Origin of the sequence: Sphingorhabdus sp. M41 (genome assembly GCF_001586275.1) — a bacterium.
In the GTDB taxonomy this organism is placed as follows: Bacteria; Pseudomonadota; Alphaproteobacteria; order Sphingomonadales; family Sphingomonadaceae; genus Parasphingorhabdus.
In genome coordinates, this window is record NZ_CP014545.1 from 3,026,185 (window position 1) to 3,050,580 (window position 24,396).

20 protein-coding genes are annotated in these 24,396 nt (G+C 58.8%); 12 read left to right on the top strand and 8 right to left on the bottom strand.

Annotation, left to right across the window (positions count from 1 at the left end):
• Positions 1-54: 54 nt before the first annotated feature.
• The 3 genes from AZE99_RS14455 (at position 55) to AZE99_RS14465 (ending at position 6,098) form a co-directional block, all read left to right on the top strand.
• Entirely contained in the window at positions 55-960 is a 906-nt protein-coding gene (locus tag AZE99_RS14455) for an ImuA family protein (protein WP_067202558.1), read from the top strand.
• A complete protein-coding gene (locus AZE99_RS14460) occupies positions 848-2,404 on the top strand; it encodes a Y-family DNA polymerase (RefSeq protein WP_231862632.1) in 1,557 nt (518 codons plus the stop codon). Before AZE99_RS14455 ends, AZE99_RS14460 begins: the two co-directional genes overlap by 113 nt.
• Before the next feature lie 103 nt (positions 2,405-2,507).
• Positions 2,508-6,098 carry an error-prone DNA polymerase gene (locus AZE99_RS14465; RefSeq protein WP_067202560.1) on the top strand — a complete coding sequence of 1,197 codons (3,591 nt, stop codon included), beginning with the start codon at positions 2,508-2,510 and terminating at the stop codon, positions 6,096-6,098.
• A 49-nt stretch (positions 6,099-6,147) separates the two neighbouring features.
• Here AZE99_RS14465 and AZE99_RS14470 read toward each other — a convergent pair whose 3' ends face one another.
• On the bottom strand, positions 6,148-8,064 hold the full coding sequence (locus tag AZE99_RS14470) for a putative bifunctional diguanylate cyclase/phosphodiesterase (protein WP_067202563.1): 1,917 nt from the start codon (positions 8,062-8,064) through the stop codon (positions 6,148-6,150).
• 290 nt (positions 8,065-8,354) lie between these two features.
• On the opposite strand from AZE99_RS14470, the gene hppD reads away from it, so the two are divergent.
• The 3 genes from hppD to AZE99_RS14485 all read left to right on the top strand — a co-directional run bounded on the left by hppD (position 8,355) and on the right by AZE99_RS14485 (position 11,154).
• Positions 8,355-9,455: a 4-hydroxyphenylpyruvate dioxygenase gene (hppD, locus tag AZE99_RS14475; RefSeq protein ID WP_067202566.1), complete on the top strand. Its 1,101-nt coding sequence runs from the start codon at positions 8,355-8,357 to the stop codon at positions 9,453-9,455.
• Positions 9,455-10,003 carry a VOC family protein gene (locus AZE99_RS14480; RefSeq protein WP_067202569.1) on the top strand — a complete coding sequence of 183 codons (549 nt, stop codon included), beginning with the start codon at positions 9,455-9,457 and terminating at the stop codon, positions 10,001-10,003. The genes hppD and AZE99_RS14480 overlap by 1 nt, the downstream gene beginning before the upstream one ends.
• Before the next feature lie 140 nt (positions 10,004-10,143).
• Positions 10,144-11,154: a fumarylacetoacetate hydrolase family protein gene (locus AZE99_RS14485; RefSeq protein WP_067202573.1), complete on the top strand. Its 1,011-nt coding sequence runs from the start codon at positions 10,144-10,146 to the stop codon at positions 11,152-11,154.
• A gap of 383 nt (positions 11,155-11,537) precedes the next feature.
• Here the strand turns inward: AZE99_RS14485 and AZE99_RS14490 are convergent, their stop codons facing one another.
• The gene (locus AZE99_RS14490; RefSeq protein WP_067203743.1) at positions 11,538-12,008 is read right to left on the bottom strand and encodes an Lrp/AsnC family transcriptional regulator; all 471 of its coding nucleotides are present in this window, start codon (positions 12,006-12,008) and stop codon (positions 11,538-11,540) included.
• Between the two features lie 104 nt (positions 12,009-12,112).
• On the opposite strand from AZE99_RS14490, the gene AZE99_RS14495 reads away from it, so the two are divergent.
• Positions 12,113-13,150, top strand: coding sequence for a PLP-dependent cysteine synthase family protein (locus AZE99_RS14495; RefSeq protein WP_197460205.1), 1,038 nt, complete (start codon positions 12,113-12,115; stop codon positions 13,148-13,150).
• Here the strand turns inward: AZE99_RS14495 and AZE99_RS14500 are convergent.
• On the bottom strand, positions 13,140-14,663 hold the full coding sequence (locus AZE99_RS14500; RefSeq protein WP_067202576.1) for a hypothetical protein: 1,524 nt from the start codon (positions 14,661-14,663) through the stop codon (positions 13,140-13,142). The genes AZE99_RS14495 and AZE99_RS14500 overlap by 11 nt on opposite strands.
• Before the next feature lie 92 nt (positions 14,664-14,755).
• Between AZE99_RS14500 and AZE99_RS14505 the strand changes: the two genes are divergently transcribed.
• The 5 genes from AZE99_RS14505 (at position 14,756) to yghU (ending at position 19,667) form a co-directional block, all read left to right on the top strand.
• A complete protein-coding gene (locus AZE99_RS14505; protein ID WP_067202579.1) occupies positions 14,756-15,967 on the top strand; it encodes a CaiB/BaiF CoA transferase family protein in 1,212 nt (403 codons plus the stop codon).
• A gap of 28 nt (positions 15,968-15,995) precedes the next feature.
• The gene (locus tag AZE99_RS14510) at positions 15,996-17,108 is read left to right on the top strand and encodes an acyl-CoA dehydrogenase family protein (protein WP_067202583.1); all 1,113 of its coding nucleotides are present in this window, start codon (positions 15,996-15,998) and stop codon (positions 17,106-17,108) included.
• A gap of 43 nt (positions 17,109-17,151) precedes the next feature.
• On the top strand, positions 17,152-18,348 hold the full coding sequence (locus AZE99_RS14515) for an acyl-CoA dehydrogenase family protein (RefSeq protein WP_067202585.1): 1,197 nt from the start codon (positions 17,152-17,154) through the stop codon (positions 18,346-18,348).
• 10 nt (positions 18,349-18,358) lie between these two features.
• On the top strand, positions 18,359-18,673 hold the full coding sequence (locus AZE99_RS14520) for a DUF1330 domain-containing protein (protein ID WP_067202588.1): 315 nt from the start codon (positions 18,359-18,361) through the stop codon (positions 18,671-18,673).
• Between the two features lie 103 nt (positions 18,674-18,776).
• Entirely contained in the window at positions 18,777-19,667 is an 891-nt protein-coding gene (gene yghU / locus AZE99_RS14525) for a glutathione-dependent disulfide-bond oxidoreductase (RefSeq protein WP_067202591.1), read from the top strand.
• 9 nt (positions 19,668-19,676) lie between these two features.
• Here the strand turns inward: yghU and AZE99_RS14530 are convergent, their stop codons facing one another.
• The 5 genes from AZE99_RS14530 to AZE99_RS14550 form a co-directional block, all read right to left on the bottom strand.
• Entirely contained in the window at positions 19,677-20,654 is a 978-nt protein-coding gene (locus AZE99_RS14530; RefSeq protein ID WP_067202594.1) for an MBL fold metallo-hydrolase, read from the bottom strand.
• 26 nt (positions 20,655-20,680) lie between these two features.
• Entirely contained in the window at positions 20,681-21,310 is a 630-nt protein-coding gene (locus tag AZE99_RS14535; RefSeq protein ID WP_067202597.1) for a TetR family transcriptional regulator, read from the bottom strand.
• 35 nt (positions 21,311-21,345) lie between these two features.
• A complete protein-coding gene (locus AZE99_RS14540) occupies positions 21,346-22,218 on the bottom strand; it encodes a crotonase/enoyl-CoA hydratase family protein (protein ID WP_067202600.1) in 873 nt (290 codons plus the stop codon).
• 62 nt (positions 22,219-22,280) lie between these two features.
• Positions 22,281-23,063: an SDR family NAD(P)-dependent oxidoreductase gene (locus AZE99_RS14545; RefSeq protein WP_067202602.1), complete on the bottom strand. Its 783-nt coding sequence runs from the start codon at positions 23,061-23,063 to the stop codon at positions 22,281-22,283.
• 63 nt (positions 23,064-23,126) lie between these two features.
• Positions 23,127-24,299 (bottom strand): acetyl-CoA C-acetyltransferase, encoded by a 1,173-nt coding sequence (locus AZE99_RS14550; RefSeq protein ID WP_067202604.1) that lies wholly within the window; start codon positions 24,297-24,299, stop codon positions 23,127-23,129.
• Between the last annotated feature and the right edge of the window lie 97 nt (positions 24,300-24,396).

Consider the following 24,396-nt stretch of genomic DNA (forward strand, 5'->3'; position numbering starts at 1 on the left):
GCAGCCGTGGAATCACTTGACCCTGCAACGTTCTTCTATAATTTAGAACAAATCATGAACAATATCGATTCGGATTCGGGGCAGGCTTTCAGGTCTCCGCCGGCCAACCCCTCTGCTGTGCCTCCGGCAACACCGGCAAAAGCTTCTGTCTTGCGGGCGCGTCTCGCCAAGATATTGGCGGCCTCCGGCGTAAAGCCGGCGGAGGATGACGGTATGCCGTCCCACTTCAGCTTTGGCGTCGACAGGATTGATGCGGCCTTGCGCGGCAATGCCGGAGTGGATGGCCTGCCGCGCGCGGCGCTGCATGAACTGCACGCGGCAAGCAAGGATGACCGGACCAGTGCAGCGGCGATGGCGCTGCTGATGGCGCAGCGCTGTCAGGATGACCGACCGATATTGTGGATCAGCGAAAGCGGCGAGGCCAGACGGCAGGGACGGCTCTATCCGCCGGGGCTGGCGGAACTGGGAATTGATCCGGACAATATCATCCATGTCGATGCGCCGGACAGTATCGCGGCACTGCGCGCAGCGGCCGACGGCCTGCGGTCTTCGGCCATGGGTGCGGTGATTATCGAATTGTCGGGCAAGAGGCCCAAAGGTCTCGACCTGACCGCCACAAGGCGCCTGTCGCTGTCAGCGCAAAAATCGGGCGTTCTCAGCCTGTGCCTGCGCACCGGCAGCGATGCAGAAAATCCCTTGCCGACCGCTGCCTTCAGTCGCTGGTCAGTGGCCGCTGCGCCTTCCATCGCGCTGGAGGCCAATGCTCCGGGCCATCCTGCTTTCGATATCAAATTGCTGCGTCATCGCAGCGGTCTTTACGGGCTGAGCGCCCGACTGGAGTGGAACCGTGACGATCAAGTCTTCCGCGAGCAACAGAGCGAGCAGAGAGCGCCGGACACTGGCTCTGTCCCTGCCCTGGCTGCCGTCCGAGCGGATCATCAGGGCACACGGGCCGCCTGACCATCCCTTTGCGCTGACCGAGAAAATCCGCGGCGCGATGGTGATCATGGCGGCGGACCGGCAGGCGGTGTCTTTGGGCCTGGGTCCCGGCATGAAGCTCGCCGACGCGCGGGCGCGGGTGCCCGACCTGCTCGCCTTTGACCATCAGCCGCTGGCCGATGCGGATCTGCTGTCGCGGCTGGCGGAAGCTTGCGAGCGCTATACGCCGATGGTGGCGGTAGAGCCGCCTTATGCCTTGATCCTCGACATCACCGGTGCGGCGCATCTGCACGGCAATGAGGAAAGGCTGGCGCAGGATGCCGAGGACCGGCTCGATGCGGTCGGCTATAGCGCCTGCTGGGCGCTGGCCGGAACCGCCGACGCGGCGCTGGCACTGGCGCGGCACGGTCTGAAGGAAGGTGCGGAGGCGCAGCTGCCAGTGTCGGCGCTGGCCATGGACGCAAAGACCCACCAGTCGCTGGAACGGGCCGGGCTCTATCATATTGGCGATCTGGCCGAACGGCCGCGCGCCAATCTGGCGGCGCGGTTCGGGATGGAGCTAACGGTGCGGCTGGACCGGATTCTCGGACTGGAAGATCGGCCGATCGACCCGCTGCGCCGGATTGGCAATGTGGTCACCGAGCGCCGCTTTGCCGAGCCTTTGACCCATATTGATGCTGCGCTGACATGCCTGTCCGAACTGTTCGCGGAAGCCTCCGAACGGCTCAACGAGCGCGGCCAGGGCGCGCGGATGATCCGGATGATGCTGTTCCGCTGCGATGGCGATGTCGCGCGGCTCGGTCTGGAGACGGGCACGCCGACCCGCGATGCAGCCCTTTTCCAACGCCTGCTGCGCGAACGGATCGAAGCGCTCAACGACGAACTCAATCCGGGCTTCGGCTATGATCTGATCCGGCTGAGCATTGTCGCGTCGGAAGCGCTGGCCCCGCAGCAGTTGCGGCTCGAGGGCGGCGAGGACCGGCGCGGCGATGAAGTCGCTCTGGTCAGCCAATTGAGCACAAGGCTGGGCCGCGACCGGGTGCAGAAATTTGCCCCCGCCAACAGCCATATTCCCGAACAGGGCCTGCTCGCCCTGCCCGCGCTCAACGCCCCCGCACCCGTCCCGTGGAAAGCAGAGTCTCCCGACAATCCGCCTATGCGCCCTTTGCACATGTTCGACCCGCCGCAGCGCGTGCAGGTGATTGCCGAAGTCCCCGACGGCCCGCCCTATCGCTTCACCTGGCGGCGCAGGACCCATCAGGTGATCCGCTATGAAGGGCCGGAGCGGATTGCCTCGGAATGGTGGCAACGCAAGGACGGTCAACAGCCCGGCAGGGGCGGACTGACCCGCGACTATTATCGCGTCGAGGATGCCCGCGGCCGGCGCTACTGGCTGTTCCGCCACGGGCTTTACGGCGAGGAGAAAGCGAACCCGGACTGGTATGTGCATGGGCTGTTTGCTTGATGGAGAATATCTGCTTTCCCAAATCCGTTCGTGTCGAGCGCAGTCGAGACACGGCTAGCGGCCTCTCGACTTCGCTCGAGGCGAACGGACGCAGCTCCTCGCAATGACGGCCTTCGCCGAACTCGCGGCCTCCAGCCATTACAGTTTCCTGCGCGGCGCCTCTTCCCCCGCCGACATGGTGATGCAGGCGATGGCTCTCGGCATGACCGGCATCGGCATTGCCGACCGCAACAGCGTTGCCGGGGTTGTCCGCGCGCATGGTGCCCTGCGCCGGGCGCGCGAGGATGCTACGGAGGAGGGGCTGGTGCTGCCGGATTTCAAGCTGATCGTCGGGTCGCGGCTGGTCTTTGCCGATGATACGCCGGAGGTGATTGTCTATCCGCTGGGCCGGCGCGGCTGGGGGCGGCTGACCCGGCTGCTCTCGGCCGGCAATTTGCGGGCGGAGAAGGGGGATTGTTTTCTCTATGCGGCGGATTTGCTGGAATGGTGCAGCGAGGACTGGGCGCTGATCATTTTAGCCCCTCCTCTTCAGAGGAGGGGTTGGGGTGGTGGCGAGGCGAAAGCCGAGCTTCGGCATCGAGCCGAACCTCGGCTATCCCACCCCAACCCCTCCCTTGAAAGGGAGGGGCTTATTCGGCAGCTTCACTCCCACACCCCCCATATCTGGCTGGGCGCCGCCATGCCGCGCTCCGGTCCCGACAAGCGCCATCTCGCCAGACTCCACAGTCTCTCCGAAGCAACCGGCATCCCCATCCTCGCCACAAACAACCCACTCTATGCAACACCCGAACAGCGCCCGCTCCACGATATCCTGACCTGCATTGCCGAGAAGACCACGATCGACAAAGCCGGCCGCCTGCTCGCCGCCAATGCCGAACGATTTCTCAAAGGCCCGGCAGAAATGGCGCGCCTGTTCCGCGACCATCCCGAAGCGCTGGCCGAGACGCAGAAGCTGCTCGATCTGGTCACCTTCACGCTCGACGAGCTCAGCTATCATTATCCCGAAGAACCGGTGCCCGCAGGCTGGACCCCGCAGGGCTGGCTCGCACATCTGACATGGACCGCCGCCCATGAACGGCATGGCGAGACGCTTCCCGAACGGTTGCGCGCCAAGGTCGAGGAGGAATTGCGGCTGATCGAGAAGATGGAATATGCGCCCTATTTCCTGACCGTCCACGATATTGTCAAATTTGCCCAGGATCAGGGCATTCTCTGCCAGGGACGCGGATCGGCGGCGAACAGCGCGGTCTGCTATCTGCTCGGCATCACCTCGGCCGACCCGATGGAACATGATCTGCTCTTCTCGCGCTTCATCTCCGAGGAACGGCGCGAACCGCCGGATATTGATGTCGATTTCGAACATGAACGGCGCGAAGAGGTGATCCAGTATATCTATGCGCGCTATGGCCGCCACCGCGCCGGGATTGCTGCCACGGTGGTCCATTATCGCTCGCGCAGCGCGATCCGCGAGGTCGGCAAGGCACTTGGCCTGTCGGAGGATATCACCAGCCGCCTGTCGAGCACCGTCTGGGGCAGCCATGGCGGCAAGAAGCCTGGCAAGCGCTTTGCCGAGACCGGTCTCGACCCGGACAATCCGGAAATCCGGCGGCTGGGTGATCTGGTGCAGCAGATACTGCAATTCCCCCGCCACCTGTCGCAGCATGTCGGCGGCTTTGTCCTGACCCAGGACCGGCTCGACGAGACCGTGCCGATCCACAATGCCGCGATGGACGACCGCACGTTCATCGAGTGGGACAAGGATGATATCGACACGCTCGGCCTGATGAAGGTCGATATATTGGCGCTCGGCATGCTGACCTGCATCCGCAAGGCGTTTGATATGCTGGAGAGCATCAACATCCTCCCTGAAGCGTCAGCTTCGGGGAGGGGGACCACGCGAAGCGTGGTGGAGGGGTCCCGGCTTCGACCAGATGCCCCTCCGTCACGCCTTCGGCGCGCCACCTCCCAAAAGCTGCTCTTCGGGGAGGAAAAATGGACCCTCCAGAACGTCCCCCACGAAGACTCCGCCACCTATGACATGCTGTGCAAGGGCGACAGTATCGGCGTGTTCCAGGTCGAGAGCCGGGCCCAGATCAACATGCTGCCGCGGCTGAAGCCGCGCGAATTTTATGATCTGGTGATTCAGGTGGCTATTGTCCGGCCCGGCCCGATCGAGGGCGATATGGTCCATCCCTATCTGCGACGGCGCAGCAGGATAGAGAAGGTAACGCTGCCCTCACCGAAACCGCCACATGATCCGGATGAACTGAAGTCCGTGCTCGGTCGGACATTCGGCGTGCCTTTGTTTCAGGAACAGGCGATGAAACTGGCGATCGTCGCCGCCGATTTCTCTCCCGCCGATGCCAACCGGTTGCGCCGCGCGATGGCGACCTTTCGCAATGTCGGCACGATCCACCATTTCGAAGCGAAGATGATCGAGGGCATGACTGCCAAGGGCTATGACCGGGATTTCGCCGAGCGCTGCTACAAGCAGATTCAGGGCTTTGGCAGCTATGGCTTTCCCGAAAGCCACGCGATCAGCTTTGCCCGACTGGTCTATGTCTCGAGCTGGATCAAGTGCCACCACCCGGCGGTGTTCGCGGCGGCTTTGCTCAACTCGCAGCCGATGGGCTTTTACGCGCCGGCGCAGCTTGTCCGGGACGCGCGCGAACACGGGGTGGAGGTGCGGGAACCGGATGTGAATTTCAGTGGCTGGGATAATCGGGTGGAGAGGAATACTCCCCTCCCGCTTGCGGGAGGGGTCGGGGGTGGGCCCGAGATCCAAGACAAACCCACCCCTAGCCCCTCCCGCAAGCGGGAGGGGGACGTCTCCCTCCGCATCGGGCTGCGCCAGATCGACGGTTTCCGCGAAACATGGGCCAGCCAGATCCTCGCCGCGCGGCCGTTCCGGACGATCGAGGAACTCGCCCATAAAGCCAATCTCCCGGCCCGCGCGCTGCGCCTGCTCGCCGATGCCGATGCCTGCCGGTCGCTGGGACTCGATCGTCGTCAGGCGCTGTGGGAAGTGCGCCGGACTCCGGTCAACACCCTGCCGCTGTTCGAGGCCGCGCAGGCGAAGGAACTGGGACAGGAAGCGGATGCGCATCTGCCCGCCATGACCAAGGGCGAACATGTCGTCGCCGATTACCAGAGCGTCCGCCTGTCGCTGAAAGGTCATCCGATGGAGTTTCTGCGCGCACGCTTGCGGGAGATGGGCGTGCTCAGCTGTGCAGAACTTGCGCAGGCCAAGAACGGTTCGCAGGCAAAGGTCGCCGGTGTCGTGCTGATCCGCCAGCGGCCCGGCAAGGGCAATGCGGTGTTCATCACGCTCGAGGATGAAAGCGGAGTCGCCAACCTTTTGCTCTGGGCCAGCCGCTTTGAAAAAATGCGCCGGCCGGTGATGGCGGCCCGGCTGATGCTCGCCACCGGAGAGGTGCAGCGCAGCGTCGAGGGTGTGACCCATTTGATGACCACGCGCGTGGAGGATTATACGTTCATGCTGGACGACATTTCCGACCGCGACCGACCGGACATGCCGATGGCCCGCGCCGACGAGGTCAGGCGGCCGGTCTATCGCAACGAGGACCGGCAGGCGGCAAGAGCCGCTGGATCAGCGCCGTCGCATGTTGCCAGCTCCAATGGCGGTCATCCGCGCAATGTCCGGATATTGCCCAAGTCGCGTGATTTTCATTGATCGGAATGATCGGCATCCCGCCAATTTAAATGGCAGCTCAAACGGCAGCTCAGCCGATGAGCGCGCCACGCCCAATATATGTTTCTGCCACCATATTTTGCTCTTCAATCTGTAACAGCAGATCGCTTGCGGTCATCGGCACTCCGAAAAGATATCCCTGAACCATATGCGTTCCCACCCGTTTCGCAATGATCAGCTGAAGTTCGTCTTCAACCCCTTCGAGGAGGCACTCCACGCCCAGTGTTTTGGCCATTCCGACCAGTGAATGGAGAAGCTTCTCTGTCATTGGATCCGCGACATTCTTCATGAAGGAGCGGTCGACCTTGAGCTTGCTGATCGGCAGCGTACGAAGATAGCTGAAGTTGGAATAACCGGTCCCGAAATCGTCAAGTGCCAGCGGATGTCCAAGGGCGGACAAGCGGAGCATATTGCGGCTGGCTTTGCTCGTATCCGCCATCATCGCCGTTTCGGTAACTTCAAATTCGAGCAAGGCCGGATTCAATCCGCTGACTTCGACCTGTTCGACAATCTGATCGATGATCGGATCGGAAATCAGATCATGTCCCGAGAGATTTATCGAAAGCGGAATCAGGTCATCCCGATCTTTGAGGAGAGCGATCGCCTGTTTCAGCACGGCAAGTGTAATATTGGCAATCAGGCCGCTTTCCTCGGCAACCTCGATGAAGCGGGCGGGCATTATGTCGCCAATGATCGGACTGCTCCATCGTGCGAGCGCTTCAGCGCGAACAATCCGGTTTTGTCCCAGATCAAATTGCGGCTGGAAGAGCAGTTCAATTTCGCTATCAAAATCGGCAACGCGCAGGGCTTGTTCTATCTTGAACCGTTCTGCAGCGACCCGCGCATGTTCCTCGCGGAAAACAATCACTCTATTCTTGCCGTGTTTTTTTGCATGTAAAAGTGCGTAATCAGCGTCTCGAATAAGCTGTGAGTCGCTTTCTTCAGGGTCGATCTGCTGACAACCGATAGAAGCGGAAATCTGAATAAGCCTGTCTTCGATCAGATATACGCGAGCGACATATTCCAGCAGTCCCTGGCACCAGGCGTCGACAATGGTCTCTTCCGCGCTGTGGGGAAGAATAATATTGAATTCATCCCCTCCCATACGGCTAACATGCGCCTCGTCGCCGCAATAGTCCTGCATCCGGGTCGCGACCATCTTCAACAGTTCGTCACCGATCAAATGACCGTAACCGTCATTCACCGCTTTGAAGCCGTCCAGATCGAGCAAGACAAGCCAGATAGAGCCGCCTGACTCCGCATCCTTTTTAATCTGCTGGAAAGATTCAAAAAAGGCCCGGCGATTTGGCAAGCCGGTCAGACTGTCCGACAGGGATAAATGGCGCATCTCCTCGCTAAGCAGTTGCGCTTCTTGAAGTCTTTTTTCCGCTTCGTTTCTCGCGAAAGCGGTTCGGCCGACCGCCCGGCGCAAGAAAAAGGTGATGGCAATCGCACTCATCGCCGCAGAAGATACGACGAAACTATAGTTGGTCACCTGCTCTGGCGCATTCTTCAGAAGCACATAAAATAATCCGGCAATTACCGCTACGATAGAGATGAGTGCCTGGTTCAGGCTGCTGCAGGCCAATGCGAAGACCATCACCATGATGATGAAATAGACGAGATTGGCCTGAGAAAAATCAATCTCCATCGCCACCATGACATTTGTAAGCATGAGCAGATTGGCAATGGTTGTAACAACATGAAGCCTTGCGATGGCGATAGGATTGCGAAGTCTGTACCAAAATATGGCGAGCGTTATGCAGGCAATGGTCGACACCGAAACAATGGCCAGTAGATTTGTTCCGCTGTGCACAAAGAGATGCATCACCGTCATCACCGCATAATAAGCGCCAGCAACTCCGAAATAGCCTCGGAGCATCGGCCGGTAAATTTTGGCAACGAACGGATTGAAATCCGCACTGGTCGAGATGGATGCAACGGTCATAATTTGCGGCTGTAAGCGTGTTCCCGACAATGTTGTTATCTTGTTATGCTGTAATTACGTCATTATCCTGCAAAAATTAATATGCGGTCTTCCAGCGAAACGCCCGCGTTCAACGGCCTTTGCAAGGGCTTCGGAAACGAGCCATATGAACGGAACAGATTACCAGCGAGCCGGATCCTCCGAAACGGACCGCCAACCCGCAACTGAAACTTGCAAAGCCGGCCACAACAGCCTATAGTATCTTTTGAAACTATATCGCGACTCCGCGCATATTATCTCGAGGAAATATTGTGGCTGATCTGTTTGAAAATCCCGTGGGCCTGGACGGCTTTGAATTTGTCGAATTTTGCGCGCCCGAACGCGACGTGCTCGAACCGGTATTCGCGGTCATGGGCTTTACCGAAATTGCCCAGCACCGCAGCAAGGATGTCCATCTCTGGCGGCAGGGCGGCATCAATCTGATCATCAACTATGAGCCCAAATCGGCGGCCTGGTATTTTGCCCGCGAGCACGGCCCCTCGGCCTGCGGCATGGCCTTCCGGGTCAAGGACGCGCGCAAGGCTTATGCCTATCTGCTCGAAAAAGGCGCGGAACCCGTCAACGTGCAAACCGGACCGATGGAATTGCATATCCCGGCGATCCGCGGCATCGGCGGCGCTATTCTCTATCTGGTCGACCGCTATGACGGCGGCGAGCGCGGCGAGAACCTGTCCATCTACGATATCGATTTCGAATATCTGCCGGGAGTGGACCGCAATCCCGTTGGCGCCGGTTTCCACACGATCGATCACCTGACCCACAATGTCTACGGCGGCCGGATGAAATATTGGGCGGATTATTACGAGACCCTGTTCAACTTCCGCGAAATCCGCTTCTTCGACATCAAGGGCGAATATACCGGCCTGACCTCCAAGGCGCTGACTGCGCCCGATGGCAAGATTCGCATCCCGCTGAACGAGGAAGGCGAAGGCGGCAAGGGCCAGATCGAAGAATTTCTGCGCGAGTTCAACGGCGAAGGCATCCAGCATATCGCGCTGATCTGTGATGATCTGATCGGCTGCTGGGACCGGCTCAAGAAACTCGGCGTCCCCTTCATGACCGCGCCGCCGAACACCTATTATGAAATGCTCGACGGACGCCTGCCCGGTCATGGCGAGGACGTGAACGCACTGCAGACCCGCGGCATATTGCTCGACGGGACCACAGAAGGCGGCGAGCCGCGTCTGTTGCTGCAGATTTTCGCCGAAGCGCAAGTCGGACCGGTTTTCTTTGAATTCATCCAGAGAAAGGGCGATGATGGCTTTGGCGAGGGCAATTTCAAGGCCCTGTTCGAGAGCATCGAACGCGATCAGGTTGCGCGCGGGGTGCTGAATGTAGAGGAGCCGGTATAATGGCCGCACCAAAGATCGATGGCATCCACCATGTCGCCTATCGCTGCAAGGACGCGAAAGAGACGGTCGACTTCTACCAGCGGGTGATGGGCATGGATTTCCAGCTCGCCTTTGCCGAAAATGAAGTCCCGTCGACCGGCGAACATGATCCCTATATGCACATCTTTCTCGATGCCGGTGGCGGCAATGTCCTCGCCTTTTTCGAGCTGCCCGAGCAACCGGACATGGACCGCGACCAGAATACCCCGGCCTGGGTCCAGCATATTGCCTTCAAGGTGGATACGCTCGACGATCTGATGGCGGCCAAGGCCAATGCCGAAGCCGAAGGGCTGGAAGTGCTCGGCCCCACCCATCACGGCATTTTCAAGTCGATCTATTTCTTCGATCCCAACGGCCACCGGCTGGAACTGGCCTGCGATATCGGCACCGAGGAAGAGATGGCCGAATTGCGCCGCGTTGCTCCCGCGATGCTCGAGGAATGGAGCCGGACGAAGAAGGCACCGCAACATGCCGCCTGGCTGCACGAAAAAGCGCGCGACGAGCATTAGCTTGCCTTGCGCCGCATAAGCTCCTTTATTACCGTTCGTGTCGAGCATAGTCGAGACACTGAGCCCACACGCACCGGTCTCTCGAATCCTGAGCTTGACGAAGGACTCGAGACGAACGGCAGACAGACCGAGGAACGCACATGAAACTCGCCACCCTGAAGAACGACACCCGCGACGGCCGTCTGGTCGTGGTCTCGAAAGATCTCACCCGCTGCTGCGAAGCGAGCAATATCGCCCCGACCCTGCAGGCGGCACTCGACGACTGGGAGCGATGCGCGCCCAAGCTCGAAGCGCTCTACCGCGACGTCGAACATGAGACGGTGCCCTGCGAACGCTTTCACGAGCGACTGGCCGAATCCCCCCTGCCCCGCGCCTATCAATGGGCCGACGGCAGCGCCTATATCAATCATGTCGAACTGGTCCGAAAGGCGCGCGGCGCGGAAGTGCCGGAGAGCTTCTACAGCGATCCCCTGATGTATCAGGGCGGCAGCGACGCCTTCCTCGGCCCGCGCGACGATATTCCGCTCGGCGATCCCAAATGGGGCTGCGACATGGAAGGCGAAGTCGCGGTCATCACCGATGATGTGCCGCCTGGCGTCAGTGCCGAGGACGCAGCCGACCACATCAAACTGGTCATGCTGTGCAACGATGTGTCCTTGCGCGGCCTGATCCCCGGCGAGCTGGCCAAGGGCTTCGGCTTCTTCCAGTCGAAACCGCCCTCGGCTTTCTCCCCGGTCTGCGTCACCTCCGATGAACTGGGCGACGCGTGGAAGGGCTCGGTCATCCATCTGCCGCTGCAGGTCGACTATAACCGCGAACCCTTTGGCCGCGCCAATGCCGGCAAGGACGCGACCTTCAGCCTCGCCGATCTGGTCGCCCATGCCGCCAAGACCCGGCCCCTGTCAGCCGGCACGATCATCGGCTCCGGCACCGTATCCAACCAGGGACCCGACGGCGATCCCGGCAAGCCGGTCAGCGAAGGCGGCCTCGGCTATAGCTGTATCGCCGAAATCCGGATGATCGAGACAATCAACGACGGTGCGCCCAAGACACCGTTCATGAGTGCAGGCGACACGGTCAAAATCCAGATGCTGGATGCGGATGGTCACTCGATATTTGGCGCGATCCGGCAGGATGTTGTGGCGGTTTGATCACATTAATCCAATGAACTGTCGCCACAAATTGGGCACCTCTTTCTGACAAATGGAGCGAAAAATCCACTACTCCACTGCAATAAGGAGCTATGCCCGCAATTCTTCTTTTTCGTCAAAACATAAACATAAAAACCAAAGCCCACGGTAAAATATATTGTTGAAAGAATAGCGAAAATGGAAACTTCGGGTTTTGTAAAGAGAAGGAAAATTACAATTGAAAAATATGAGTTAAGCAATAACAAGTTAGTTGCTTTCCTACCCAAATGCATTTCTCGATCCATATTTTTCACCGCTCTCTGATGGGTCGGGTTACCAAACTTTATTCTACGTTAAAAGATCCGGTTTTGCGACCAAATCTGCTCTAGCGTTGCGGATCACGTTCAAACCGGCACCGCAGTCTCATATTTGATCCGCTCCATCGCGAAGCTCGCCGACACATCGGACAAAGGCACCGCCTTGATCAGTTTCTTGTACACCCGGTCATAGTCGGCAACATCGCGGACCAGCAGCTTGAGCATATAGTCGACCTCGCCCGCCATCCGGTAGAATTCGACCACTTCCTCAATCGCCGACGCCGCTGCGGCGAATTTTTCGAGCCATTTGTCGCTATGGTCGCTGGTCCGCACGGCGACGAACACGGTCATATTCAGGCCGACCGCTTCCGGATCGACGATCACCACACGCCGGGCGATGATGCCGTCCGCCTCCATCCGCTTGATCCGCCGCCAGCAGGCATTGGTCGAAAGGCTGAGCTGCGCCGCGAGATTTTCCAGCGACAGGCTGGCATCGCGCTGCAAGGCTTTCAGAATATTACGGTCATTATCATCAATATTTTTGATTTCTTTGGTCATATCCAAAATATTATCACAACATCCGTGCAATAGCACCAATAATTGACAGGGATTTCCCACCCGTCTCGCTTCATATGCAGATGCAGATGATGACAAGGGAAAATATGATGCTGGATTTTGTAGGCCGGGCGCGCGAGGACAAGCTGCAGTCGCTGTCGGCATTGATCGGCAATACGCCGATGATCAGGATCCTGGCGCGCTGCGAGGGGCAAGATGTGACCGTCTATGCCAAGGCGGAGATGTTCAACCTGTCCGGCAGCATCAAGGACCGCATGGCGCTGGCGATTTTGCAGGATGCGATGCGGCGCGGCGATCTGCTGCCCGGCCAGACGATTGTCGAAGCGACCAGCGGCAATAGCGGCATCTCCTTTGCCGCCATCGGCTGCGCCCTCGGCCATCCCGTCACCATTTTCATGCCCGACTGGGTCAGCGCCGAACGGCGCGCGATGCTGGCTATCTATGGCGCGGATGTGCGTCTGGTCTCCCGCGAAGAAGGCGGCTTTCTCGGCTGCATGGCGGCGGCGAAAGAACTGGGCCGGCAGGGTGCCTATATGCCGCGCCAGTTTTCCAACCCGGTCAACGCGGACGAACATGCCGAAGGCACCGGCCCCGAACTCTGGCAGCAGGTAACTGCCGACGGCGGCACGCTGGGCGGCTTTGTCGCTGGCGTCGGCACCGGCGGCACCGTCATGGGCATGGGCCGCTATCTCAAGAGCCGCGACGCCAGCATCGCCGTGCATCCGGTCGAGCCGATTGAATCCCCCACCCTGTCGGTCGGCCACAAATGCGGCCAGCACCGGGTGCAGGGCCTGTCGGATGAATTCATCCCCGCCATCCTCAACCTGTCCGCGCTTGACGGGGTGATTGGCGTGCATGACGGCGACGCGATTCTGATGGCGCAGAAGCTCGGCCGCCAGTTCGGGCTCGGTGTCGGCATTTCCAGCGGCTTCAATCTCGTCGCCGCGATCCGCGTCGCCCTGCAGCAGCCGGTAGAAGCCGACGGCACGCGCAAGGCCGTCGCGACGATCTTCGCCGACAGCAACAGCAAATATCTGTCAACCGACCTGGCGAAGGAAGAGCCCTGCCGCGAGGCCTATCTGACGCCGCAAGTCGAATTTCTCGATATGCAGATTATCCGCTGAGCTTGGCGATATTGCGCTCATCCACGGCCGTTACGTCCACCGCCAGACCAATCAGGTCGGTATCTTCCGGCGCATCGGGCAGCACGCCAATGGCGGGCAGGCCTTGTTCGTCCTGCAGCCACAAGCTGGCCTCCCCACGGCTCGCCTTGCCATAAGGCATGGCATAGCTTTTGATCACCGCCTTGCCGGTGAAATAATGGTCTTCCTTGATATGGGCGGGTTTGAGGATCCGGTTGGGCTCGGCAATCCGGTCCGGTGACCATTGGTCCGCAACCGGCTGAGCCGCATAAATGCCGACCGATTCCTTGTTGATCACGCCGCCATTGGCCGAGATCATCCCCGGCTTGCTGCCGTCCTTGCGCAAGGCCTGAACCAGCGCGACCATGCCATGCGCGCTATAGCTGTTGCCGGGTCCGCCGAAAAAGCTGAGGCCGCCGGTCAGCGTATAGGAGGATAAAGACCGATCTGGTGAACCGAGCGCATCCATCGCCAGCGAAACAGCGACCGGGAAACAGCTGTAAATGTCGATCGGCCCGAGGTCGCCGGCCTCCACTTCCGCCAGTTCCAGTGCCTTCGGAAAGGCCGATTCCATGGCGGGAGAAATCGACAGGTCCGCCTGATGGCTCATCAGCGGCACGCTCGCGTCGGCGCCGCTGTGCAGATAGATTATCTTGTCTTCGGCGATGCCCAGTTCCTCGGCATGGCCCGCCGTCGTCAATATCACCGCTGCGCCCAGTTCGACCGCATCCTGCGCCACCATCCAGCGGCGATAAGGGTCGTTGAGCCGGTAATTGCCATGATCATCGGCGAGCAATTCTTCCGCCGTCCATTTCCGGGCAAATTGTGCATGTTCGCGAGTCAGCGACACTTCGGCAAAGGCCTCCCACAGCTCAGCCATGCTTTGCGCATAGCTGTCGCGATCCATCCCGAGCCGTGCGCGCCGGGCATTTTCGACAATGCCATAGGCCATCGGCATGTTGATGATGCCCTGCCGCCATTCATAGGCGGTGAGCATCTTGTCCTGATCGGTCTTGAGATCGATCATGTCGCGGGTTGCCGGCTGGCTCCAGTCGAGCTTGTGGCCGCTGCGCCGCGCGCGCTTGACGGTGCCGACATTTTCCGCGCTGGACAGGACTACCGCTTTATATTCACCGTCATGAACCTGACAGGCGAGCTTGTTGAGATGTTTCTGCGGGCTCTGGCCGCCGACATCACCATAGAGCAGAGTGGCGGGGTTGAGGCCCGATGCCGTCGCCACCGCTTCCGGGTGATTCTCCGGCGAACCGCAATCATGCGGCAGGCCGCTGTCATGGAACAGGCGAATCGATAGCAGGCAATCAATCGACGCGGCCAGCTTTGCCGCCGCGCCGCTGTCAGCCAAGGCTTCCCTGATCGCATCCGACGCCAGATCGACCGTCGAGGGCCATTCCAGCCCCTGCGATTCCTTCAGTTTCCGACCACTTGTCTCGCCAACGCCGATCAGGACCGGCGCCTTCTTGTCTGCCAAAGCCAATGGTAATTCCCTCAAAATAAACAGTTCATCAATCGATTAAACATGATAACAGACAGGGTGATCAATGCACCTAATAATTTGAGGACTAGTGAATGAGCGGATGGCCAGAGCTGAAATGGGAAACGGAACCGACAGGTCCACTCAAGGGACTCAAGATCGTCGACATGTCGACGGTTGTGCTGGGTCCCTTTGCAACGGTCAATTTTGCGGACATGGGCGCAGACGTCATCAAGATTGAAAATGGCGACGGTAAATTTGCCGGCGACATGATGCGCCATGCCGGGGACAGCCCGACCGGCGATCTCGGTCCGATATTCGCTTCGCTCAACCGCAACAAGAAATCGGTCACCCTCAATGGCAAGAATGCAGACGACAAGGCCGTCATCCTCGAGCTGCTGAAACATGCCGATGTATTTTTCCACAATGTGCGACTGGCCGGCATGGAACGGCTGGGGCTGGATTATGAAAGCATCAAGGCGATCAACCCCGGCATCGTCTATGTCCATTGCGCAGGCTTCGGCCAGGGTGGTGAATATGCCCACCGTCAGGCCTATGACGACCTGATCCAGGGCGCTTCCGGATTTGCATCGCTGTTCGAAATGCGCGGTGACAGCGGCCGGCCCTTATATATGCCGTCGCTGGTTGCCGACAAGACCATCGGGCTGTTCGCGGTCAATGCAACGCTTGCCGCCATGTATCACAAGGAAAAAACCGGCGAGGGACAATTTGTCCAGGTGCCGATGTTCGAAGCCTTCACCTGGTTCAACATGGTCGAGAATCTCTGGGGCGAAACCTATTTGCCCGGCAATGGCAAGCTTGCCTACAGCCGGTCGATCAACAAGAATCGCAAGCCCTATCCGACCAAGGACGGCTATATCGGACTGGTTCCCTATAATGATGCACAGTGGGAGAAATTTTTCGAACTGGGTGGCAAGCCCGGCGTGTTCGAGGAACCGCGCTTCGCCACCTATCAGGAACGCACGAAAAACATCACCGCTCTCTATGGCCTGATCGAGGAAATTGCCTCGACCAAGACATCTGAAGAATGGCTGAAGCTGCTCGACGAGCATAATATTCCGGCGATGCGCTATAATAGCATGGCCGATGTACTGGACGATCCGCATCTCCAGCAGGTCGGTTTCTGGGAGCAGCGGGAAAGCGAAAAAACCGGGAAATACCGGTCGATCAAGCACCCGGTTCTCTATTCCGCCAGCCCTGCCAATTTCTATGCCCATCCACCGACACTGGGCGCGGATAATGACGAAATACGCGGCGCACTGAATATGCCCGCCAACGACGAATGATAATGAAAAAAAGGACGAGGTTTGAACCATGAATTTTGATTTCTCTGACGACCAGAAATTTCTCCGCGACGAAGCGCGCAAATTTCTCGAAGCCCAATGCACCAGCGCCCATGTTCGCGAAGTGCTGGATGATGACAGCAAGAGCCACAATGAAGGCGTGTGGAAACAGATCATCGAAATGGGCTGGCTCGGCGCCGCCATTCCCGAAGAATATGGCGGGCTTGGCCTCGGCATGCTCGAGCTTTGCGTGATTGCCGAAGAACTCGGGCGCGTGCTGGCGCCCGTACCGTTCGGGTCCTCCGCCTATTTCTTTGCCGAAGCGCTGAAGCTTGCGGGCAGCGAAGACCAGAAACAGGCGCTGCTGCCGAAAGTGGCAGACGGCAGCCTGGTCGGCTGCATCGCGATCAGCGAAGGGCCGGGCGAAATCAAGGCCGGCAATATTGCGACGCGGCTGAAGGACGGCAGCATCACGGGCAAGAAAATCCCGGTGACCGATGGCGATATTGCCAGCCATGCGATCGTGCTGGTGAAAGACGGCAGCGGCGAAAGCCTCGTCATTGTCGATCTCAACGAGAGCGGCGTTTCGCGGGAACCGATCAAGACGCTCGAACCGACGCGCAGCCACGCGACGATCAGCTTCGATGGCGCGAAGGCGGAACTGCTCGGCGAAGCGGGCAATGGCATGGCGCTGCTCGACCAGATCAACGACCGGGCAGCCGTGCTGATCGCCTTCGAACAATTGGGCGGCGCTTCCCGCTGTCTCGAAATGGCCAATGCCTATGCCAAGGAACGGGTCGCATTCGGCCGCGCGATTGGCGGCAATCAGGCGATCAAGCACAAGCTTGCCGACATGTATGTGAAGAATGAGGTCGCTCGTTCCAACGCTTATTATGGTGCCTGGGCGCTTTCGAGCAACGCAGCGGAACTGCCGGAAGCGGCAGCTGCTGCGCGGGTCGCGGCATCGGAAGCCTTCTGGTTTGCCTCCAAGGAAAATATCCAGACCCACGGCGGCATGGGCTTCACCTGGGAGGTGGATTGCCACCTCTTCTACCGCCGCGCCAAATTGCTCTCCGTACAGGCGGGCAGTCCGGCGGTGTGGAAAGAGAAGCTGGTTAGCGCGCTCGAAGCGAAAAATGACTGAATCTTGGGCCCGTGCGCGGGTCAAAAAAGTGAAGGAATAGACTATGGATTTCAACGACACAGCAGAAGAAGCAGAATTTCGCGCCGAGGCGCAAGCTTTTCTATCACAGCATCTGAACGCCAAGACGCCGGGCGCGCTGCGCTCCGGTGGCCGCGAGGATTTTCTCGCCCGCGCCAAGGCCTGGCAGAAGACAAAGGCGGAAGGTGGCTTTGCACAGATCACCTGGCCCAAGGAAATGGGCGGTCGCGGCGGCACCGTGATGCAACAGGTGATCTGGGGACAGGAAGAGGCCAAATTTGACGCGCCGACCGGCCCCTTTGCCATCGGCCTCGGCATGTGCGTCCCGACCGTCATTGCCTTCGGATCGGACGAGCATAAGAAACGCTATGTCCAGAAAGCGCTGATGGGCGAAGAAGTCTGGTGCCAGCTCTTCTCCGAACCGGCTGCCGGGTCGGATGTTGCCGGTCTCAAGACAAAAGCGGTCAAAGATGGCGACGAATGGGTTATAAATGGTCAGAAAGTGTGGACTTCCGGAGCCCATTATTCCGATTTTGGTATCCTTTTGGTCCGCACCGATCCGAATGTGCCCAAGCACAAGGGCCTGACCATGTTCATCGTCGACATGAAACAGCAGGGCGTCGATGTCCGGCCGATCCATCAGGCATCGGGTGGCAGCGAGTTTAACGAAGTCTATTTCACCGATGTCCGTATTCCCGACAGCGATCGTCTCGGCGAACCCGGCATGGGCTGGAAAGTGGCGCTGGTCACGCTGATGAATGAACGGCTCGCGGTTGGCGGCTCCCCGGGACCCGACTGGAAGGAAATCATGGATTATGCGCGGTCCGCCGGCACCCTGTCCGATCAGGCCTTCCGGGCAAAGCTGGCCGACTGGTATGTCGCGGCTCAGGGTTACAAGCTGACCAAATTCCGTACCCAGACCGCCTTGTCCCGCGGCGAGACGCCGGGTCCGGAAAATGCGATCGGCAAGATCATTAACGCCAATCATCTGCAGGACATTTGCAACAGCGCGATCGAGATGCAGGATCATTTCGGCCTGATCGTCGACAAGGACGAAGCGCCATCGGACGCGATTTTCCAGGAAAGCTTCATGTGGGCTCCCGGTCTGCGGATTGCCGGCGGCACCGATGAGATCCTGAAGAATATCATCGCCGAACGGGTATTGGGTCTGCCGCAGGATGTGCGGGTCGACAAGGACAAGACCTTCGCGGAAATGAACTAGGACCAATAGAATGACTGACCTTCCCGTCCATGTTGTCGCCAATTTCACCGTGCAGGACGCGGCGAAATATCGCGAATATGAAAAGGGCTTTTTCCCGATTCTGAAAAAACATGGCGGGGAGTTCATCACCTTTGACGATAGCAGCGTCACCTTCGAAGGCGCTGCTCCGCCCGAAGGCCGGATCGTATTGCTCAAATTTCCGAGCCAGCAAGCAGCCACGGCCTGGTATGACGACCCTGATTATCAGGCGCTGTCCGAGCATCGCCGGGCCGGCACGACGCTGAATTTCCTGACCATGGTGCACAGCATCGCACCCCGAAATTAGCCGCCGCTCATAAATCGGCTTGCAGCGGACGCAGAAAAACTTGCGTGATCGAGACGGTTGCAACTGTTATCGATTGCGCAACGCATAGATAAGGAAATATCCCATGACCGCAGAGCTGCCCGCCTATACACCACCAAAAGTCTGGACTTGGGACAAGGAAAACGGTGGCCGCTTCGCCAATATCAACCGGCCGATATCGGGAGCCACTCACGAAAAGGAGCTGCCGATCGGCAAGCATCCGATGCAGCTCTACTCACTGGGCACGCCCAATGGCATGAAGGTCACCATCATGCTCGAAGAACTGCTGGCCCTCGGCCATGAAGGCGCAGAATATGATGCCTGGCTGATCAATATCGGCGAAGGCGCGCAATTTGGCAGCGATTTTGTCGCGATCAATCCGAACAGCAAAATCCCGGCGATGATGGATCACAGCACCAATCCCCCGACCCGCCTGTTTGAATCGGGATCCATCCTCATGCACCTGGCAGAAAAATTCGATGCCTTCCTGCCGCAGGAAGGAAAGGCCCGGGCCGAAACGTTCAACTGGCTGTTCTGGCAAATGGGCAGCACGCCATTTCTTGGCGGCGGCTTTGGCCATTTTTACGCCTATGCACCGGAGAAATTCGAATATCCGATCAATCGCTATGCGATGGAAGTGAAGCGCCAGCTTGATGTGCTCGACAAGCATTTTGCGGATAACAAGTTTTTCGCCGGTGACGAATATACGATCGCCGATATGGCGACCGCACCCTGGTATGGTTCTCTCGTGAAGGGTCTGGTCTATGATGCGGCCGAATTTCTGCAGGTGCAGGACTATAAAAATGTTCTGCGCTGGGCCGACGAGATTTTCGCGCGGCCGGCGGTCAAGCGCGGCATCATGGTCAACCGGACCTCGGGCCCGCCGGAAAAGCAATTGCGCGAACGGCACGACGACAGCGATTTTGATTTGCGCACCCAGGACAAGCTGGAACCGAAAGAAGAAGCGGCGGAGTAGAGGCCGCTATTAGCGGGTCAGGCTCGCATAAACGCGGCTGAGGAAGCTGGGCAGCATCATTTCATTGGCCTGAAATTCACTATCGAATTCCGCCGTTGGTTTCGCCGCCATGATGTCCTGCAATGACTTGCCGTCATCGATCAGCGCCTGCACGCGGCCCTGGATGATGGTCAGCACTTCGATATAGCGCGCCAGCTTCGCACGGTCGGTAACGGGGCCATGGCCTGGGATAACCGTCGTTTGATCGTCAATCGCATCGTGGACGGCCTGACAGAAAGCGATCATCCCGGCAAGGTCTCCGCCATTGTCTGCATCGATGAACGGGTAGCCGCTATTGTTAAACACATCGCCGAGATGGACGGCGTTCGTCCCGCGGAAGAGGACCGCCGTATCACCATTGGTGTGCGCCGGGCCGACGTGCAGCAGATCGATCTTCTGACCGTTGATATGAAACTGCATGGTCCGGTCAAAGGTGATATCGGACAGGGCATGTTCGGGATAAGCTTTCTGCTCGCCGGCAAAAGGCCCGAAATTGACGATATGATCGTCCAGCATCATCGCTCTGCTATTGGACTGGCTGACGATCCAGCTGCCTTCCTTGCCGAGCACTTGGTTGCCGTCGGCATGATCGAAATGCCAGTGGGTGTTGACCACGAAGTCAACGTCTTCGCTGCCGATATCTTTCAGTGCCGCCTTGATTTTGGGCATCAGCTGCGGGAACTGGTCATCGACAATCAGCGTTCCGTCCTTGCCGACCGACACCGCGATATTGCCGCCCAGTCCGAACAGGACATAGAGGCCATCGGCAATTTTCTGGGTCTTGATTTCCGCCTTGTCGAAATCCCAGCCAAAAGCGGCATAGACCTGATCCGGGTTCATTACCGGACCGTGCGAGGCGGCTTCCGGGCCCGTGCTGCCATGAGCGAGCAGTGGAGAAGCGATTGCGACGGTTAGGACCAATGCCAAACTTCCAAACGTCTTTTTCATAAGCTCGCCTCGCTCCGGATGGACTGTTACTTCAATATGCCCGCCATGATCAGGTCGACCGTCTGCTCGCGATAGGCATCGCGCATCCGCTCGTCAAAATCCTCCCGGCCATAGCAATATTTCCAGACCAGCTTGCCGGTAAAGAAGCGGTCGGCCGCGCCGGTGACGGCGGAATAGAAGAGGTCCGGATCGACGGTGCGGAATACGCCCGACTTGATTCCTTCTCCGACGAAAGTCTTGTAGGCTTCGGACAAAGGTTTGAGATATTTATCCGCTATTTTTCGAGCGCCTTCTGGCGGCAGTTCGCGAATCAACCGCATCGTCAGCCGGTTGAGATAGGGAAATTCATAATAAGTATCGATGACTGCGCCGATATGATGGCGCAGCTTGTCTTCCGGTGGCATGTCCTTTTTGATCAGCAAGCCGACCTGGACCAGAATATTGTCCATATCGCGCTCGAGAATTGCTTCGAGCAAGCCGTCCTTGTTGCCGAAATAATATTTGACGAGGGCGCTGTTGAGGCCGGAAAGGACCGATAGCTCGCTGAAGGAAATATCGATTGTATCGCCCTTGCGCATGATCTGGCTGGCGGTCTCGATCAGCTTGTCCCGCGCCCCTGCTTCACTCTCTTTGGCCACCAATTTATCGACGGTCATTTTTCTTCCCCTATACGCACAACGTCACATTTTTGTCACTTATAAGCAGGTTCTTCCCACCATGGAAAGCTGTCTGGCAAGTCGCTGGACACTTTATCCGGATAGACGGGACTGCGCTTCTCCAGAAAGCTTGCAATACCCTCTTTCGCGTCGGCGGATTTCGCCCGATTGTAGATTATCCGACTATCGACCTTATGCGCTTCCATCGGATGCGCGGCAGCGGGCAATTGCCACAGCATCTGGCGGGTTACCGCTATCGATACCGGCGCTGTATTATCGACAATTTCCCGCGCCAGAGCATAAGCCGCCGGAAGCAGGTCTTCGGGTTTGTGCAGCGAACGGACCAACCCGCCCTTGAGCGCTTCCTCTGCGTCGAAAACGCGGCCGGTCATGCACCATTCCAGTGCCTGGGCCCGGCCGACCAGATTGGGCAGGAACCAGCTTGCCGCGCCATCGGGAGCTATGCCGCGCCGGGCGAAGACAAAGCCGAAGCGCGCGGTTTCGCTGGCCAGCCGCATGTCCATTGGCAGCAACATGGTCGCGCCAACGCCCACGGCAACGCCGTTGACTGCGCCGATCACCGGCTTCAGGCATTGATAGATACGCAGGATCAGCAGGCCACCGCCATCGCGGACCCGGGGATCGGAATAATCTTCCACCGGATCTTCACTGGCAAAAGGCCCTCCCCCGTCTTCCGGAGTGAGATCGGCGCCGGCGCAAAAGGCACGGTCGCCGGCTCCGGTAACCACCACCGCACGCACATCATCGTCCGCATCGATACGGTCGAAGGCATCGGTCATTTCCCGGATGATCGTCCCGGTAAAGGCATTCATCTTTTCCGGACGATTGATCGTGATGGTCGCGATATTGTCAGCGACGTCATAGAGGATCTGCGTATAATCGGTCATCGACTTCTCCTGACGATAGAAAAAGGGCCGCGAGTTTCTCGCAGCCCTTCCCTGTTCAATTTTTAGCGCGGTGCCATCCGGATGCCGCCGTCGAGACGAACATCTTCACCATTGAAATATTGCGTTTCAATCATGCACATGGCGAGCGCTGCATATTCGTCCGGTTGTCCCAGCCGCGGAGGATGCGGAACCATGGCGCCCAGAGCGTCGCGCACATTTTGCGGCGCACCGGCGAGCAATGGCGTATCGAAGATGCCGGGCAGGATGGTGTTGACCCGAATGCCTTCGCGGGACAGGTCGCGCGCGATCGGCAAGGTCATGCCGACAACGCCGCCCTTGGAAGCGGAATAAGCCGCCTGACCAATCTGGCCGTCTTCTGCAGCCACCGAAGCGGTATTGACCATCGCACCGCGATCGCCATCTTCGAGCGGATCGAGGGTCAGCATGCCGGCCGCCGATTTGGCGATGCAGCGGAAGGTACCAACCAGATTCACCTGAATGATGAAGTTGAAGGCATCCATCGGGAAATGCTTGATCGAGCCATCTTCCTTGGAACGGCTGACGGTCTTGATCGCGTTGCCAATACCGGCGCAGTTGACGAGGATACGTTCCTGACCATTGGCGGCGCGGGCTTTTTCGAAGCCAGCGTCGACGCTGTCGTCTTCGGTGACATTGACCTTGCAGAAAACGCCGCCGAGTTCGGCTGCGAGCGCTTCGCCCTTTTCCTCGTTGAGGTCGAAAAGGGCGACCTTGACGCCCTTGGCTGCCAGACGGCGAGCGGTTGCCGCGCCGAGGCCGGATGCGCCACCGGTAATGACGGCTGAAATATTGCTGTTGAGTTCCATATTCTTGTCTTTCTTCTAATGATCGTCATGCTGAACCCAGTCCAGCATGACGATCTATGTTGATTAACCGAGACGTTCGATGATCGTTACGTTCGCCTGACCGCCACCTTCGCACATCGTCTGCAGACCATATTTCGATCCGCGGGATTCCATAGCGTTGAGCAGGGTCGCCATCAATTTGGTGCCGGAAGCGCCAAGCGGATGACCCAGAGCAATCGCGCCGCCGTTGACGTTGATCTTGTCACGATCGGCACCGACATGCTTCAGCCATGCGAGCGGGACAGGAGCGAAAGCTTCGTTCACTTCGTACAGATCGATGTCACCGATATTCATGCCGGCACGCTGCAATGCGCGGTCGGTCGCGAACAATGGTTCTTCGAGCATGATCACCGGGTCGCCAGCAGTAACCGTCAGGTTCACGATCCGTGCACGCGGGGTCAGGCCATGGTCTTTCAAAGCCTGCTCCGAGCAGACCAGAACCGCGCTCGAACCGTCGCAGATCTGGCTGGCGTTGGCAGCGGTAATCGCGCCGCCTTCCTGCAGCAGCTTCACCGCACCGATGCTTTCCCGGGTTGCGTCAAAGCGAATGCCTTCGTCCACCTTGTGCTGTTCCTTGCCTTCGGCGGTTTCGATTTCGATCGCGACGATTTCATTGTCAAAGGCACCGGATTCGACAGCCTTGATAGCCTTCTGGTGGCTTTCCAGCGCGAACTGGTCGAGGTCGTCACGGGTAAAGCCGTGCTTCTTGACCAGCATTTCAGCGCCCATGAACTGGCTGAACTGGATGCCGGGATAGGCCGCCTGCAGCCCTTCCGACATATTGGTGCCCAGACCGGCGTCCTTGAACAATTTGAACGTCGAGCCCATGGGTACGCGGGTCATGCTTTCGATGCCGTGCGCCAGAACCATGTCCTGGGTACCGGACATAACGCCCTGCGCAGCAAACTGGATCGACTGCTGCGAGGAACCGCACTGGCGATCGATCGAAACCGAAGGAATGCTGTCCGGCAGATTGGACGCGAGAACCGCGTTCCGGCCGACGTCGCCGGCCTGCTCTCCGCCCTGCATGACGCAGCCGGTGATTACGTCTTCAATCGCGCTCGCGTCGAAATCATTGCGGTCGGCAATCGCGTTCAGCGTGGCAGCACCCAGATCCACCGGATGAATGCCAGCCAGACGGCCGCCGCGACGACCACCAGCGGTACGAACCGCGTCAACAATATAGGCCTCTGCCATAATCTTATTCCTTTAATTGGTTGAGAGTCGAAAATTTAACTGACCGGTTAAACCGCGTAGCCGCCAGCGTCAAATGAAAAAGCCGACCATCACGAGA

What these genes read in the sequence shown, in the direction of transcription:
- AZE99_RS14455 (WP_067202558.1), top strand. Translation starts at nt 55, where the DNA reads ATGAACAATATCGATTCGGATTCGGGGCAGGCTTTCAGGTCTCCGCCG.
- AZE99_RS14465 (WP_067202560.1), top strand. Translation starts at nt 2,508, where the DNA reads ATGACGGCCTTCGCCGAACTCGCGGCCTCCAGCCATTACAGTTTCCTG.
- AZE99_RS14470 (WP_067202563.1), bottom strand. Translation starts at nt 8,064, where the DNA reads ATGACCGTTGCATCCATCTCGACCAGTGCGGATTTCAATCCGTTCGTT.
- AZE99_RS14480 (WP_067202569.1), top strand. Translation starts at nt 9,455, where the DNA reads ATGGCCGCACCAAAGATCGATGGCATCCACCATGTCGCCTATCGCTGC.
- AZE99_RS14485 (WP_067202573.1), top strand. Translation starts at nt 10,144, where the DNA reads ATGAAACTCGCCACCCTGAAGAACGACACCCGCGACGGCCGTCTGGTC.
- AZE99_RS14490 (WP_067203743.1), bottom strand. Translation starts at nt 12,008, where the DNA reads ATGACCAAAGAAATCAAAAATATTGATGATAATGACCGTAATATTCTG.
- AZE99_RS14495 (WP_197460205.1), top strand. Translation starts at nt 12,113, where the DNA reads ATGATGCTGGATTTTGTAGGCCGGGCGCGCGAGGACAAGCTGCAGTCG.
- AZE99_RS14505 (WP_067202579.1), top strand. Translation starts at nt 14,756, where the DNA reads ATGAGCGGATGGCCAGAGCTGAAATGGGAAACGGAACCGACAGGTCCA.
- AZE99_RS14510 (WP_067202583.1), top strand. Translation starts at nt 15,996, where the DNA reads ATGAATTTTGATTTCTCTGACGACCAGAAATTTCTCCGCGACGAAGCG.
- AZE99_RS14515 (WP_067202585.1), top strand. Translation starts at nt 17,152, where the DNA reads ATGGATTTCAACGACACAGCAGAAGAAGCAGAATTTCGCGCCGAGGCG.
- AZE99_RS14520 (WP_067202588.1), top strand. Translation starts at nt 18,359, where the DNA reads ATGACTGACCTTCCCGTCCATGTTGTCGCCAATTTCACCGTGCAGGAC.
- yghU (WP_067202591.1), top strand. Translation starts at nt 18,777, where the DNA reads ATGACCGCAGAGCTGCCCGCCTATACACCACCAAAAGTCTGGACTTGG.
- AZE99_RS14530 (WP_067202594.1), bottom strand. Translation starts at nt 20,654, where the DNA reads ATGAAAAAGACGTTTGGAAGTTTGGCATTGGTCCTAACCGTCGCAATC.
- AZE99_RS14535 (WP_067202597.1), bottom strand. Translation starts at nt 21,310, where the DNA reads ATGACCGTCGATAAATTGGTGGCCAAAGAGAGTGAAGCAGGGGCGCGG.
- AZE99_RS14540 (WP_067202600.1), bottom strand. Translation starts at nt 22,218, where the DNA reads ATGACCGATTATACGCAGATCCTCTATGACGTCGCTGACAATATCGCG.
- AZE99_RS14545 (WP_067202602.1), bottom strand. Translation starts at nt 23,063, where the DNA reads ATGGAACTCAACAGCAATATTTCAGCCGTCATTACCGGTGGCGCATCC.
- AZE99_RS14550 (WP_067202604.1), bottom strand. Translation starts at nt 24,299, where the DNA reads ATGGCAGAGGCCTATATTGTTGACGCGGTTCGTACCGCTGGTGGTCGT.